This window comes from Achromobacter xylosoxidans (assembly GCF_014490035.1).
GTDB lineage: Bacteria > Pseudomonadota > Gammaproteobacteria > Burkholderiales > Burkholderiaceae_B > Achromobacter > Achromobacter bronchisepticus_A.
Genome location: NZ_CP061008.1, coordinates 6,706,310 through 6,720,555 on the forward strand (window position 1 = coordinate 6,706,310; position 14,246 = coordinate 6,720,555).

Genomic DNA, 14,246 nt, shown 5'->3' on the forward strand with positions numbered 1-14,246 from the left:
CGGAACCATACATCATACTACTTTTACAGCAAAGATGGATAGAGGGACTTGAGAGTCCACTCTACCCATCCGGGTATTGCTTACTTCAGGATCTTGGCGACGACGCCGGCGCCGACGGTACGACCGCCTTCACGGATGGCGAAACGCAGACCTTCTTCCATGGCGATCGGAGCCAACAGCTTGACCGTCATGGCCACGTTGTCGCCCGGCAGAACCATTTCCTTGTCGGCCGGCAGTTCGATCGTGCCCGTCACGTCCGTCGTGCGGAAGTAGAACTGGGGACGATAGCCTTGGAAGAACGGGGTGTGACGGCCGCCTTCTTCCTTGGACAGGATGTACACCTCGGACGTGAAGTCCGTGTGCGGGGTGATCGAGCCCGGCTTGGCCAGAACTTGGCCGCGCTGGACGTCTTCACGCTTGGTGCCGCGCAGCAGGATGCCCACGTTGTCGCCGGCTTGACCTTGGTCCAGCAGCTTGCGGAACATTTCCACGCCCGTGCAGGTCGTCTTGACCGTCGGAACGATACCGACGATTTCGAGTTCTTCGCCGACCTTGATCACGCCGCGTTCGATACGGCCGGTCACCACGGTGCCGCGACCCGAGATCGAGAACACGTCTTCAACCGGCATCAGGAACGTGCCGTCCACGGCGCGCTCAGGCGTCGGGATGTACGAATCCAGCGCAGCGGCCAGAGCCATGATGGCCTGTTCGCCCAGTTCGCCCTTGTCGCCTTCCAGCGCCAGCTTGGCCGAACCCTTCACGATCGGGGTGTCGTCGCCCGGGAAGTCGTACTTCGACAGCAGTTCGCGGACTTCCATTTCCACCAGCTCGAGCAGCTCGGCGTCGTCAACCATGTCGGCCTTGTTCAGGAAGACGATGATGTACGGCACGCCAACCTGGCGCGACAGCAGGATGTGTTCGCGGGTTTGCGGCATCGGGCCGTCAGCGGCCGACACGACCAGGATCGCGCCGTCCATTTGCGCGGCGCCCGTGATCATGTTCTTCACATAGTCAGCGTGGCCCGGGCAGTCAACGTGCGCGTAGTGACGCGCTTCCGTTTCGTACTCGACGTGAGCCGTGTTGATCGTGATGCCGCGAGCCTTTTCTTCAGGAGTCGCGTCGATCTGGTCGTAGCCCTTGGCTTCGCCGCCGAACTTGTTCGACAGAACGGTCGTGATGGCCGCCGTCAACGTCGTTTTGCCGTGGTCAACGTGACCAATCGTACCCACGTTCACGTGCGGCTTGGTACGTTCAAACTTGCCTTTTGCCATGGCTGACTCCTGACCTGGATTGCGCTTCTGACTGAAGAAGAGAGAAATTAGTGGTGCCCATGGCGCGGATCGAACGCGCGACCTCTCCCTTACCAAGGGAGTGCTCTACCACTGAGCCACATGGGCAAATAAATCTTGGAGCGGGTGAAGGGAATCGAACCCTCGTCGTAAGCTTGGAAGGCTTCTGCTCTACCATTGAGCTACACCCGCGGCATACCCTTTCACCTTCTCTTTCCCAAACCTTTTTCAATCCGAAGCCCGGGAGAGCCTTACAACCTTCTTTGCGAAGGCTGCTCAGCTTTCTGAGCTTCACATTGTAAATCCAGGCAAACCGCGCCTGGATTTAGGTGTGGGTCTCTGGTGGAGGAGGTTGGATTCGAACCAACGTAGGCGCAAGGCCAACAGATTTACAGTCTGCCCCCTTTAACCACTCGGGCACTCCTCCACAGGAGAATTCGAGATTATGAACACTTTCAAACCCGCTGTCAAACGCTTGGGACGAAATATTCAAAATTCTTCTTCAACCACCGCAGCGTTTCCGCGCAGAGGGGGCGAAGCTTACAGGTTTCCGCGAATTGCTGCACGAAAAAGATCGGAATACTGCTCAGGGGTGTAGTTGACGGGGTTGGTGCCGGCCGATGGATCCTCGGCCGCCATGCGCCCCACCCGCTCGGCCTGGGCGTCGTCGATGCCGATTTCTGCCAGGGTGTGGGGGATGCCCACGGTCTCGCGCAGACGCAACACCCAGTCCAGCACCGCCCCCGGGCCGGACTCCGGCAGATCCAGGTAGCGCGCCAAGGCCTGCAGCCGCGGCGCCACCGCGTGTTCGTTGGCTTTCAGCACGTACGGCATGAGGATTGCGTTGAGCATGCCGTGATGCGCGTCGTACAGCGCGCCCAACGGATGCGCCAGCGCATGCATGGCGCCCAGCCCGCGCTGGAACGCCGTCGCGCCCATGCTGGACGCCACCAGCATCTGCAGCCGCGCCTGCAAATCGCTGCCGTTGGCGACGGCCTGCGGCAAGTATTCCTTGACCAGGCGCATGCCTTCGATCGCGATGCCCGCCGCCATGGGATGGAAGAAAGGCGAACAGTAGGCTTCGAGATTATGCGACAGCGCGTCCATGCCGGTCGCCGCCGTTATCTTGGGCGGCAGGCCGACAGTGAGCTCGGGGTCCAGGATCACCACGGCAGGCAGCATGCGCGCGTGGAAGATGATGCGCTTGACCTCGGCGGCCTCGTCGGTGATGACGGAAGCGCGCCCTACTTCGGAACCCGTGCCCGCGGTGGTCGGCACGGCCACCGCCGGGGCCATGCCCGCGACGTCGACGCGCAGGTAGTTGTCGCCGACATCCTCGAAATCCCATAATGGCCGCCGCTGCCCGGCCATCAGCGCGATGGCCTTGGCGGCATCCAGCGCGGAGCCGCCGCCGAATGCGATCACGCCATCATGGCGGCCTTGCCGATAGGCCTGCACGCCATCGTCCACATTACGGCCCGTGGGATTGCCTTTGATCTCGTGGAACAGGCCGCATTCCAGCCCTTCCTGGCGGCACGCTCGCACGGCCTGCGTCACCATCGGCAAGGCAGCAAGCCCGGGATCCGTCACAAGCAGAGGCCGCTTCATGCCCAGGCCGCGGCATAGCTCGGGCAGTTCCTTGATGCGGCCGGGGCCGGCCTTGATGGCGGTGGGATAGTTCCAATTAACGCTGGGCACGGTCATGGCGGGTTTCCTGATGGCGTCGTGTCAGACGCTGCGCAGATGGAAGGATTTGGCTTGGGTGAGCTGCTCGTAGCCCACGACCGACAAGGAGACGCCGCGGCCGGAGTTCTTCACGCCGGTCCAAGCCAGCGCGGGATCCAGGTAATCGCAACGGTTCATGAAGAACGTACCCGCCTGCACCTGGCGGCCTATATGCAGGGCCGCATCCTGGTCCTGCGTAAAAGCCGCCGCCGTCAGGCCGTAGGGACTGTCGTTCATCAGGCCGATCGCCTCCTCGTCGCTGTCCACCGCCATGATGCCGACAGCGGGACCGAAGCATTCATCACTCATGATGCGCATGCGATGATCGACCTGCGTCAGCAGCGCCGGCGCGACGTAAGGCGAGCCTATGCTCGCTTCCTTGAAATACGAGCTATCAATCATATTTCTGGCGCCGGCGGAAACCGCAGCCCCGATGATGTCGCGGATCTCGGCGGCGGCTTTTGCGCGCACCACCGGCCCCAGCGTTGTTTCGGCGTGCAGCGGATTCCCCAGCACGTAGCTGCGGGTCAATTCAATCGCGCGCTCGACGAACTCGTCGTACCGCGCACGCGCCACATAGATGCGCTGGATGCCGCAGCAGGATTGGCCTGAATTAAAAAAGGCGCCGTCCACCAACGTCTCGACCGCATGGTCGATCTTCGCGTCCTCGCGCACATAGGCTGGATCGTTGCCACCCAGCTCCAGGCCGACGCCGATGAACCTCCCCGCCGCGCTTTCCTCCACGACATGCCCGCCGCGCACCGAACCGGTAAACGAGACGTAGCCAATCTCCGGCGCGCGGATCAGCCTGCGCACGATGTCATGGTTGGCATGCAGGTACTGGAACACGCCCTTGGGCGCGCCGGCTTCCCGGAATGCGCGTTCGATCAGTTCCGCGCACAGGGGCGTCTGGTCGGAATGCTTGAGAATGACGGTATTGCCGGCCATCAGCGCGGGCACGATGCTGTTCACCGCCGTCAGCAAGGGATAGTTCCACGGCGCAATGGTCAGCGCCACGCCTATGGGTTCACGGCTGATGAAGCGCGTGAATCCCGCCATTTCCGCAACCTGGATGGGCGCCAGCGCCTCACCCGCGATCGCGATCATGTGGCGCGCGCGGGCCTCGAAGCCCGCCACCTCTCCGGGCGTATAGCGCAGCGGCCGGCCCATCTGGATGGTAATGGCGCGTGCGATCTCGTCCTTCGCGGCGACGAAGCGGTCGACGGCCTCGGACACGATGCGCCCCCGCTCCTGCACGCCCAGTGCCTGCCACGCGCCCTGCGCGGCTTGGGCGTCGGCGAGCGCCTGTGCGATCTGCGCCTCGCTGGCGTAGGGACGGCGCACGACCTCGCGCCCGTCGATGGGACTGATGGTGATGAGTTCCTGGGTCATGTCTGCCCTGCGCAAGCGGTGTGGTTTGGATTCAGATGATTTCGAAGTAGCGCGCCAGTTCCCAGTCGGTCACGTGGCGGCGGAACTGCCGTTCTTCCCATTCACGCGTCGCCGCGTAATGTTCGACGAAGGCGTCGCCAAACAGATGGCGCGCGGCCTCGGATTCGCGCAGCCGCTGCGCGGCCTCCCAGAGCGTGGTGGGCAAGCGCAGATGTGCCGGGAACTGCTGCGTATAGGCGTTGCCCTGCACCATCGGCTCGGGTTCCAGGCCCTGCTCAATGCCATACAGGCCCGAAGCCAGGGCGGCGGACAAGGCCAGATAGGGATTGGCGTCGGCCGATCCGATGCGCACCTCGACGCGCTGCGATTTGTCGCTGCCTGGAATCAGCCGCAGCGCAGTGGTGCGGTTTTCCATGCCCCAGGTCGCATCCAGCGGCGCCCAGTACCCGGGTACCAGGCGCGAATAGCTGTTGATGGTCTGCGCATACATGGCCATGAATTCCGGCAGGTAGCGCTGCACACCGGCCATGAAGGAAGCTTGCGTCGCGCTCATGCCGTGCGGCCGGGATTCGTCGTAAAAGGCCGAACGGCTGGTCTTGTGGTCGCGTAGCGACAGATGGATGTGTCCGCTCTGGCCGGGATGATCATGCGACCATTTCGCCATGAAGGTCGCCATCAGCCCGTTCTGCTGCGCCAACGCCTTGGTGAAAGTCTTGAAGAGAAAGGCCTTGTCGCCCGCGGCCGCGGCCAGGTCCACTGCCAGGGCCGCTTCCAGCACGCCCGGCCCGGTCTCGGTGTGCAGGCCTTCGATGGGCATGTCCATGCGTTCGCACATGTCCAGGAGCTTGCGGTAGAAGTCGCCTTCGACCGTGCTGCGCAGCACCGAGTAGCCGAAATTTCCCGGCGTCCAGTTCTCCATGTTGCGGTAGTTTTTGGCGCGCACCGAGTGCGGCGTTTCGCGGAACATGAAGAACTCGTACTCCAGCGCGGCATAGACGTCATAGCCCATGCCCGCGGCCCGGTCCAGCGTCCGGTGCAACAACCGCCGCGGACAGATGGCGCCCGCGTCGCCTTCGAATTCCGCCAGGAACAGCAGCATGTCTTCGCCGCCCGGTCCCTGCTCCAGCGGCAGCCGGCGGCCGCTTTGCGGGATGATCCTGAGCTTGGCATCCGGATAGGCCGTGTGCCAACCCGTGTACTTGGTGTTGTCGTACAGCTGGTCGTCCAGGTCCCAGCCGAACACCACGTCGCAGAACGCCAGCCCCGAGCGCAGCGCGCCCAGGAATTTGTCGCGCCGCAAGTACTTTCCCAGCATGACGCCATCGACGTCGGACAAACCTACCTTGATGTGCGAGAGCTGGCTGGCTTGCACCAGCCGCTCCGCGTCTTCCACCGTTGCTACCCCTAGTGCATGCATGCTCTTTCACCTTGTGACTGAAGCGTTGCGTTGGACTGCGGGCGGGCGGCGCGGCGTTCAGGTCATGGCCGCCCCCAGCACCCGCATCGCCTGGCGATGCAGCTGCGGCGTGGCGGCCGCGACGACGCGGCCCTGCGATTCGAGACTGAGCGGCTGCCCCGACCAATCGGTAATGACGCCGCCCGCCCCTTCGATCACGGGCATCAGCGCCAGATAGTCATACGGCTGCAGGCCGGACTCGACCACCAGGTCGACGTGTCCGCTGGCCAGGAGGCCGTAGCTGTAGCAATCGCCGCCGTAGCGGCGCATGCGCGCGGCCTGCGTCAGCGCCTCGAAGGCGGCCAGCTCGGCGCCGGCAAAGATGTCGGGCGAGGTGGCGTACAGCACGGCCTGGCGCAGTTCGGCGCAAGCGCTGGTGCGGCAGGCGGTACCGTTCAGTTGCGCGGCCACGCCGGCCGCGCCGACCCAGCGCTCGTCCAGCATGGGTATGTCGATTACGCCGAGCACAGGTTTGCCCCGATGCAGCAGCGCCAGCAGCGTGCCCCACAACGGGTTGCCGGAAATGAACGCGCGCGTGCCGTCGATGGGGTCCAGCGACCACACGAATTCGGCTTCGGCATGCGAGGCGCCAAACTCTTCTCCAAAGATGCCGTGCTCGGGATAATGCTGGGCGATGGCCTCGCGCAAGGCGGCCTCGACCTCACGGTCGGCCTGCGTGACCGGGCTTTCGTCCGCCTTGGTGTCCACGTCCAGCGGATGCCGGAACCACTTGCGCGACAAGGGGCGGACGCGGTCCGCCAGCGTTTGGGCGAACGAGGAGTACGCGGCCAGCTGCTGCGCGGATAACGGCGGTGAAGTTTGCATCGATGAGCTCCAGGCGTGGCGCGGGAGAATGCGCCTACGCAAAAAAAACCCTTGAATACTGGTTTTTCCAGTCTAGACACGTTGCCACAAATTTGCAAACATACATAAAACTGCAACTTGCCGGATTTGTTGCAGAAGGCTGTCCAACTACGTAGCTCGCCACCGTTGCCGTGTATTCCAACCGGAGTTCCATCATGCAATGTATGAAGAAGCTTAGCCTTGTGGTTGCAGTAATTTCCCTAGGTTGGACGCAGGCCCACGCCGGCGCCATCACCGTCTACACCGCCCTCGAAGAAGATGAAATCGCGGCCTATCTGAAAGCCGCCAAAGCCGCCATGCCGGACGTGAAGGTCAACGTGCTGCGGCTGTCCACCGGTGATCTGGGCGCGCGCCTGATCGCCGAGGCCTCCAACCCGCAGCAGGACGTGATCTGGGGCTTCGCCGTCAGCAACATGCTGGATCCGCGCCTGCAAAACCTGCTGGAGCCGTATGCGGCCAAGGGCATGGACGCCCTGCCCGCGCAGTACAAGGGCGCCGACCAGAAGTGGTTCGCCGCCACCGGCTACGTAGCCGCATTCTGTGTAAACACGGACAGGCTCAAGTCCAAGAATCTGCCCATGCCGACCTCCTGGGAAGACCTGACCAAGCCGGTCTACAAGGGCGAAATAGTTATCCCCAGCCCTGCCGCCTCGGGTACCGGCTATCTGCAGATCGTCGCGCTGCTGCAGGGCATGGGCAAGGAGAAGGGCTGGGCGCTGCTCAAGGACCTGGACAAGAATGTGGCCCAGTACACGCCGTCCGGTTCGCGCCCCTGCAAGATGGCGCGCGCCGGCGAGTACGCCATCGGCGTGTCCTTCGCCTTCCCCGCCATGCAGTCCATCGAGGAAGGATTCCCCATCAAGATGGTGATTCCATCCAAATGGGTGGGCTACGAACTGGAAGCCTCGGGGCTGATGAAAACGGCCAAGAATCCCACCGACGCCAAACGCTTCCTCGATTGGACGCTGTCGGCGCAGGCCGGCGGCCTGTACAGCAAGTACAAGGAACTGGTGACCATCCCCGGCGCCACGCCCAACAAGGCCGCCGAAGCCGCCGGCCTGCCCAAGGACCTGACCGCCGTGCTGTATCCCGTGGACTTCCCCAAGTCGGCCGCGGAGCGGGACGCCACCATCAAGACCTGGCAGGAAACCATCAAGCGTTGACGGTGCCGCGGCCGGCGCAAAGCCGGCCGCAGCCTGTCCTGGAGACGCCATGTATCTGGAATTGCGCGGAATCCGCAAGACGTTCGATGCGTCGGTAGCGCTGCAAGACATCGACCTGTCCGTGGGCGAACATGAATTCGTCTGCCTGCTGGGCCCCAGCGGCTGCGGCAAGACCACCCTGCTGCGCATCGTGGCGGGCTTGCTGCCCTTTGACCGCGGCACCATCACGCTGGGCGGGCGCGACTTGAGCGCGCAGCCGGCGCGCAAGCGCGGCTTCGGCATCGTGTTCCAGTCGTATTCCCTGTTCCCCAACATGACCGTGGCGCAAAACGTGGGTTACGGCCTGCGCATCCGCGGCGAATCGCGCGAACGCATCGGCGCGCGCGTAAAGGAACTGCTGACGCTGATCAAACTGCCCGAACATGCGGAGCGCTATCCGCACCAGTTGTCCGGCGGCCAGCAGCAGCGCGTGGCGCTGGCGCGCGCGCTGGCGGTGGATCCGGCGCTGATCCTGCTGGACGAACCGCTGTCCGCGCTGGACGCGCGCGTACGCACCGACATGCGCGCCGAGATCCACGACGTGCAGCGGCGCCTGAAAATTCCCACGGTCATGGTCACGCACGATCAGGAGGAAGCGCTGACGCTGGCCGACAAGATCGTGTGCATGAACGACGGCCGCATCGAGCAGGTGGGCTCGCCTTCCGATCTGTACCTGCGCCCGCGCACCCGCTTTGTGGCGAACTTCGTGGGCCTGAGCAATCTGCTGCCCACCGACTGGGTGCGCGAGGCCATGCCCCAACTGCTGGCGACGCGGCCCGAGGGCGCCAGCGAGCGCTACGAGGCCTGCCTGCGGCCCGAGAACCTGCGCATCGCGGCGGACGAACACGGCCCGGGCCGCGTGCAGGACATGACGTTCATGGGCAACCTCACCCGCCTGCGCATCGCCTGGCAGGGACGCGAACTGCTGGTGGAACAACATGGCGCCGCGGGCCTGTCGCGCGGCGCCCCCGTGCGGCTGGACATGGAGCCGGGCCAGTGCGCCTGGGTCAGCGTATGACGGATCGCACCACGCAAACCGGGGCCGCCGCTTGAGCGCCGCCCACGCCAGCCCGGCCATCGCGGCGCCAACCGGCCGCGCCCCCTGGTCCGCCGACCGTGTGCTGCTATGGAGCTGCGTCGGCATCCCTCTGGCGGGCCTGGCGCTGTTCTTCCTCTATCCGCTGGCGACTGTAGCGTGGCGCAGCCTGGTCGAGAAGGACGGCTCGGTCGGCCTGGGCAACTATGCCGAGGTCTTCGCCACGCGCGGCGTGCTCACCGCCACGCTCAACAGCCTGGTCATGAGCACCGCCACCACGGTGGTCAGCGTCGCGCTGGGCTTTGCCATCGCCTACGGCCTGGATCGCAGCTGCATGCGCGGCAAGGCCGCCGTGCGGCTGGCGCTGGTGCTGCCGCTGCTGGCGCCTTCGCTGGTGCAGGGCCTGGGGCTCATCTTCCTGCTGGGCCGCAACGGGCTGGTACACCGCTGGACAGGCTGGGAAATAGATATCTACGGCTTCTGGGGCCTGTTGATCTCCAACGTGTTCTACGCCCTGCCCCAGGCCGTGCTGATCCTGCAAGCGGCCTTGCGCAACATGGATGCGCGCTACTACGACGCGGCCGAAGTGATGGGCGCGTCCGGCTCGCGCCAGTTTCTCGACATCACCCTGCCCAACTGCAAGTTCGGCTTGCTGAGCGCGGCCTTCGTGGTGTTCGTCATCACCATTACCGACTTCGGCAACGCCGCCGTGATCGGCGGCAACTACCGGGTGCTGGCCACCGAGATCTACAGCCAGGTATCCGGGCAGATGAACTTCGGCATGGGCTCGGTGGTCGGCATCCTGCTGCTGCTGCCCTCGCTGATTTCGGTGCAGATCGAACGCGTCGCCTCGCAGCGCCAGTTCGGCTCGGCCTCGCCCAGCGGATTGCGGGTCACGCCGCAACCGGCTCGCGGGCGCGATGCGGCGTTCACCGCCGGCGTGTTGCTGGCCAGCGGCACCATCATCCTGACCGTGGCCACGGTGATCTTCGCCAGCTTCATGCGGCTGTGGCCCTATCGCATGGAATGGACGCTGAAGCATTACGACATCACAGTCAGCGGCGGCTACACACCACTCTGGACGTCGCTGTACCTGTCGCTGGCGGCGGCAGGCGGCGGCGTGCTGCTGCTGTTCTTCCTGAGCTTCGGGGTGTGCCGCATTCCGCGCGCGTGGGCCAAGCTGGTGTACCTGGTCTCGGTGCTGCCGGTGGGCGTTCCCGGCCTGGTGCTGGGCTTGTCGTACATCTTCGCCTTCAACGCTCCCGGCACGCCGTTGTATGCGCTGTACGGCAGCGCCGCGCTGATTGCCTTGTGCAACTTCTACCACTACCACACGCAGGGTTTCCTGACGATGATGACCGGCATGCGCGCCGTGCCGCAAGCGCTGGAGGAGGCTGTCAGCTGCCTGGGCGGCGGCACGCTGCGGGTGCTGCGCGACGCCGTGCTGCCGCTGATCGGCCCGACCGTGCTGGGCGTGTTCTTCTTCCTGTTCATGCGGTCCATGGTGACGCTGTCGGCGGTGATCTTCCTGGTCACGCCATCCGTGAGCGTGGCGCCCGTTTCCGTCCTGCGCCTGGACGAAGCGGGGTTCGTCTCGCAGGCTGCCGCCTATTCAACCCTTATCATGCTGGTCGTGGGAGGCTCCCTGCTGGCATTGCGCGCGCTGATCGCCGCAGCCGCGCGGCGCCGGACATAGATTAGGAAACATCGGACATGTGGCAAGAAGAGCGGTATCAGAGAATCCGCGCCCTGCTGTCTTCATTGCAGCAGGTATCGACCGACCGTATCGTCGGCGAACTAGGGGTTTCAAGGGAGACAGTCAGGCGTGACCTGCTGGAATTGGAGGCCATGGGCGAATTGCGCCGGGTGCACGGCGGCGCCGTGCCGGTGCACAGCGAACCGCCCATCGCGGAACGCGTGCATACCCGCGTCAAGTACAAGCGCGCCATCGCGCGCGCGGCCGCGGGGCTGGTATCCAGCGGACAGACCCTGTTCCTGGACGCTGGCAGCACCACCAGCGTGCTGGCCGACGAGCTGGCCAAGCTGTCGGGCCTGACCGTCATCACCAACTCGTTTGACGTCGCCTTGAAGGTGGGCGCGGCCGGCAACGGCGCAAACCAGCTGATCATGCTGGGCGGCTCCGTGGGCGGCCCGGTGTGCGCCACGGCCGGCGACATCACGATCGCCGAGATCCACCGCTATCGCGCGGATCTGGCGCTGCTGTCGCCGGTCGGCGTGGACGCCGAATTCGGCGCCACCAACTATGACCTGCGCGAGGCCGAAGTGGCGCGCGCGATGGCGGCCAGCGCCAAGCAGCTGGTACTGCTGGCCGACTTCAGCAAGATCGGCCTGTGCAGCCGCGTGTCGTACTGCAGCGCGGACCGCATCGACCATCTGGTCACCAACACCAGCGCGCAGAAGTCACCCGCCTACGCCGCCCTGAAATCCGCGGTCGGCAAGATCGTGGCGGTGTAGCGCAATCATCGACTTGCGCATCAGTCCAGCGACACGCCCGCAGTCTTCACCATGTCGGCCCAATACACAGTGTCTTCCTGCAATCGCGTCTTGAACGCGGCGGGCTGGCTGCCCACCGCCCAGCTGCCGCCGCTGTTGATCTTGGCGATCACGGCAGGCGATTTCATCGCCTGCCCCACCGCTTGCGCCAGGTAGGCAATGCGCTCGGGCGGCGTGCCGGCGGGCGCGAACAGTCCATACCAATCATCGGCGGTAATGCCTTCCATGCCCGCCTGCTTGAGCGTGGGCGCCCCCTTGAAGATGCCGATGCTGTTCTCGTGGCTGAGCGCCAGGATGCGCAGCTTGCCGGCGGCGACCATGGGTTCGGCCGACGCCGGTGAAGTTATCAACATGTCCACGGTGCCGCCCATGAGGTCGGTGATGGCGGGCGCGGCGCCGCGATAAGGCACGTGCACCAGCTTCACGTCGGCCTTCTGCGATAGCAGCGCCCCCATCAGATGGCTCATGGTGCCATTGCCGGGCGTCGCGTAGGTTATCGCGCCGGGCTGCTTGCGCGCGGCTTCCAGATAATCGTTCAGCGTGCGGTACGGGCTCTCGCTGCGCGCCACCAGCACCAGCGGCGCCGAAGTGATCTGCGAGATGGGCGTGAAGTCCTTGACCGGGTCAAAGCCCACGTTCTTGTACAGGCGCGGATTGACGGCCATGACGCTGGTCTGCGACATCACCAGGGTATAGCCGTCGGGCTTGGCGCGCGCCACTTGCGCCGTGCCGACGTTGCCGCCCGCGCCCGAACGGTTTTCCACCACCACGCTCTGGCCCGTGATGGCGCCCAGTTCCTGCGCGATCAGGCGCGCGACACCATCGTTGCCGCCTCCCGGAGGAAACGGCGACACGACCGTGATGGCCTGCTTGGGATAGTCGGGTAACGGCGCGGGCGCCTCGGCGTGGGCAACGGTCCCCCACAGCAGACCGGCCAGCGCCGCGGCTGCGGCCTTGCGTACGTGCGATGCATGATGCTTCATCTGAGTTCCCCTTGTGATTGGCGGCCGCATACTCGGCCGTCCTTTGCATTCCGGTTCGGCATGAACCGTCCGCACCCCGGCCGCAAGGGCCGGGGCGTACTTTTCGGATTGAAGCGTCTGCTGTGCCGCGGGCGCCGGGTCGGGCGGGCGCGGCGGGTCCGGGATCAGCGGGCCGGAAAGCGGTAGCCCGCCAATTCACGTTCGTCGATCTGCTTGACCAGATTGGTCTCCCAGGCCAGGTACTGGCGCGCGGCGGCCTTGTTGCCGTCGTGGCGGTCATGCACGAAAAACAGATAGTCGATGCAGTCGGCGTTCGCAGGCTCGGCCGGCGTGGCCGCCAATGCGATGCCCTGCGCGGCCCAGCTGGAGGGGTCGCCGGTGTTGCCCTGGATGTCTTGCACGCCCAGCGCCCGCAAGTCCTGTGCTGCCCAGGCGGCCAGGGCCGCGTCCTCGGCCAGCAACACCACGGGACGCGCGGCATCCAGGTGCAGACTGGCCAGGCGCGGGCGGATGGACCAGCGTGCGCCTGCGATATGGCCGGCGCGATAGCGCATGCTGGGACGAAGATCGACCAGCTGCGCGCCCTGCGCAAGCGCGGCTGCAAGTTGCGCATCGCCCAGCAGGGGCAATTGCGGCGCCAGCGTCTTTTCCACAGGGTTCTCCAACTGCGCCTGCAAGCCTTCGCGCAACACGCTGGCGTCCCAGCCCATCTGCCGCAGCCAGCTGGCGACCACTGGCGCGCGCACGCCTTCGGCGTCGAACACGACGATACGCGCGCCGCGCACGGCCAGGTACTGGTCGGTGGCCTGGATCAACTGGCCGCCCGGCGTGTGCTGCGCACCGGGCAGCGAGCCTTGCGCGTACTCTTCGGCGCTGCGCACATCGCACAGGAAGGTGCTGCGGGTCTGGTCGCGCAACCAGGCTTGCACCTCTTCCGCTCCGACCACCGGCACGCCATGACTTTCTGCCAATCGCAAGGAACGCTGTGCCAGCGCGGGCAGGTCCTGCGGTGCAACGCCATCGTCGTAGCGGCGCCGTGCGCCATGTTCGAGCTGCAGATCCTCGAGGTACCAGCCTTGCGTGCCGTTCTCCAACGCGTAGACAGGGTTGGGCACGCCCAGATTGATCAGCGTCTGCGCCCCGATGATGCTGCGCGTGCGGCCGGCGCAGTTCACCACAATGGTGGTCTGCGGATTGCTCGCCAGCGTATGGGCGCGCAGCGCCAGTTCGCCATTGGGGCAGCAGATGCCGCCCGGGATGCTCATCTTCTGGTATTCCGCGTAAGGCCTGCCGTCCAGCACGATCAGGTCGTCGCCGCGGCGCTGGCGTTCGGCCAGGTCGCGCGCGCCGATGCGGGGGGTGTGGAAAACTTCTTCGGCCAGTTCACCGAAGGTTTTGCTGGGCACGTTCACGCCTGCGAAGATGGCATAGCCGTCGCGCTGCCATTGCGCAATGCCACCGCTCAGACGATGCACGTTGCGGTATCCGAGCGCGGCCAGGGCCTGTGCGGCACGCGTCGCCGTGTCATCAGCGCCGCCGTCGTCGTAGAGCGCGATGCGCACATCGCGCCGCGGCGCCAGGCGCACGATATCGACTTCCAGCCGGCTGTAGGGCACGGGCGCGGCGTAGAACAGATGTCCCTCGCCATATTGGCCGTGCTCACGCACGTCCAGCAGCGCGATTTCCGCGTCATCATGGAGCCATTGCTTGAGCATGTGCGGATCAATGTCGATGACGGGCTGGTCTTGGGTGGGGTGCATCATGGTATTCAGGGAAGACGGAGAA

Annotated in this window: 11 protein-coding genes and 3 tRNA genes; 4 read left to right on the forward strand and 10 right to left on the reverse strand. The window is 65.1% G+C overall.

Annotated features, from left to right (window positions below):
* Window positions 1–80: 80 nt before the first annotated feature.
* The 8 genes from tuf to hisN all read right to left on the reverse strand — a co-directional run bounded on the left by tuf (window position 81) and on the right by hisN (window position 6,687).
* The gene (gene tuf, locus IAG39_RS31195; protein ID WP_119449751.1) at window positions 81–1,271 is read right to left on the reverse strand and encodes an elongation factor Tu; all 1,191 of its coding nucleotides are present in this window, start codon (window positions 1,269–1,271) and stop codon (window positions 81–83) included.
* Between the two features lie 51 nt (window positions 1,272–1,322).
* A tRNA-Thr gene (locus IAG39_RS31200) sits at window positions 1,323–1,397 on the reverse strand.
* Window positions 1,398–1,407: 10 nt separating this feature from the next.
* Window positions 1,408–1,481, reverse strand: a tRNA-Gly gene (locus tag IAG39_RS31205).
* Between the two features lie 148 nt (window positions 1,482–1,629).
* Window positions 1,630–1,716: transfer RNA gene (locus IAG39_RS31210), tRNA-Tyr, on the reverse strand.
* A 113-nt stretch (window positions 1,717–1,829) separates the two neighbouring features.
* Window positions 1,830–2,993, reverse strand: a complete 1,164-nt coding sequence (locus IAG39_RS31215) for an iron-containing alcohol dehydrogenase (RefSeq protein ID WP_118932713.1) — start codon at window positions 2,991–2,993, stop codon at window positions 1,830–1,832.
* Between the two features lie 24 nt (window positions 2,994–3,017).
* On the reverse strand, window positions 3,018–4,406 hold the full coding sequence (locus tag IAG39_RS31220) for an aldehyde dehydrogenase family protein (protein WP_118932714.1): 1,389 nt from the start codon (window positions 4,404–4,406) through the stop codon (window positions 3,018–3,020).
* 31 nt (window positions 4,407–4,437) lie between these two features.
* Window positions 4,438–5,823, reverse strand: coding sequence for a glutamine synthetase family protein (locus IAG39_RS31225; RefSeq protein WP_118932715.1), 1,386 nt, complete (start codon window positions 5,821–5,823; stop codon window positions 4,438–4,440).
* 57 nt (window positions 5,824–5,880) lie between these two features.
* On the reverse strand, window positions 5,881–6,687 hold the full coding sequence (gene hisN, locus IAG39_RS31230; RefSeq protein ID WP_118932716.1) for a histidinol-phosphatase: 807 nt from the start codon (window positions 6,685–6,687) through the stop codon (window positions 5,881–5,883).
* A gap of 194 nt (window positions 6,688–6,881) precedes the next feature.
* On the opposite strand from hisN, the gene IAG39_RS31235 reads away from it, so the two are divergent.
* The 4 genes from IAG39_RS31235 to IAG39_RS31250 are packed head-to-tail and all read left to right on the forward strand — an operon-like array spanning window position 6,882 to window position 11,439.
* The gene (locus IAG39_RS31235; RefSeq protein ID WP_118932717.1) at window positions 6,882–7,889 is read left to right on the forward strand and encodes an ABC transporter substrate-binding protein; all 1,008 of its coding nucleotides are present in this window, start codon (window positions 6,882–6,884) and stop codon (window positions 7,887–7,889) included.
* A gap of 49 nt (window positions 7,890–7,938) precedes the next feature.
* Window positions 7,939–8,946 carry an ABC transporter ATP-binding protein gene (locus IAG39_RS31240; RefSeq protein WP_118932718.1) on the forward strand — a complete coding sequence of 336 codons (1,008 nt, stop codon included), beginning with the start codon at window positions 7,939–7,941 and terminating at the stop codon, window positions 8,944–8,946.
* Window positions 8,947–8,977: 31 nt separating this feature from the next.
* A complete protein-coding gene (locus IAG39_RS31245; RefSeq protein WP_059376239.1) occupies window positions 8,978–10,660 on the forward strand; it encodes an ABC transporter permease subunit in 1,683 nt (560 codons plus the stop codon).
* Window positions 10,661–10,677: 17 nt separating this feature from the next.
* Entirely contained in the window at window positions 10,678–11,439 is a 762-nt protein-coding gene (locus IAG39_RS31250; protein ID WP_059376242.1) for a DeoR/GlpR family DNA-binding transcription regulator, read from the forward strand.
* A 20-nt stretch (window positions 11,440–11,459) separates the two neighbouring features.
* Here IAG39_RS31250 and IAG39_RS31255 read toward each other — a convergent pair whose 3' ends face one another.
* Both IAG39_RS31255 and IAG39_RS31260 read right to left on the reverse strand, forming a co-directional pair.
* Window positions 11,460–12,461: a Bug family tripartite tricarboxylate transporter substrate binding protein gene (locus tag IAG39_RS31255; protein ID WP_118932719.1), complete on the reverse strand. Its 1,002-nt coding sequence runs from the start codon at window positions 12,459–12,461 to the stop codon at window positions 11,460–11,462.
* A 164-nt stretch (window positions 12,462–12,625) separates the two neighbouring features.
* On the reverse strand, window positions 12,626–14,224 hold the full coding sequence (locus IAG39_RS31260) for a rhodanese-like domain-containing protein (RefSeq protein ID WP_118932759.1): 1,599 nt from the start codon (window positions 14,222–14,224) through the stop codon (window positions 12,626–12,628).
* Window positions 14,225–14,246 lie beyond the last annotated feature (22 nt).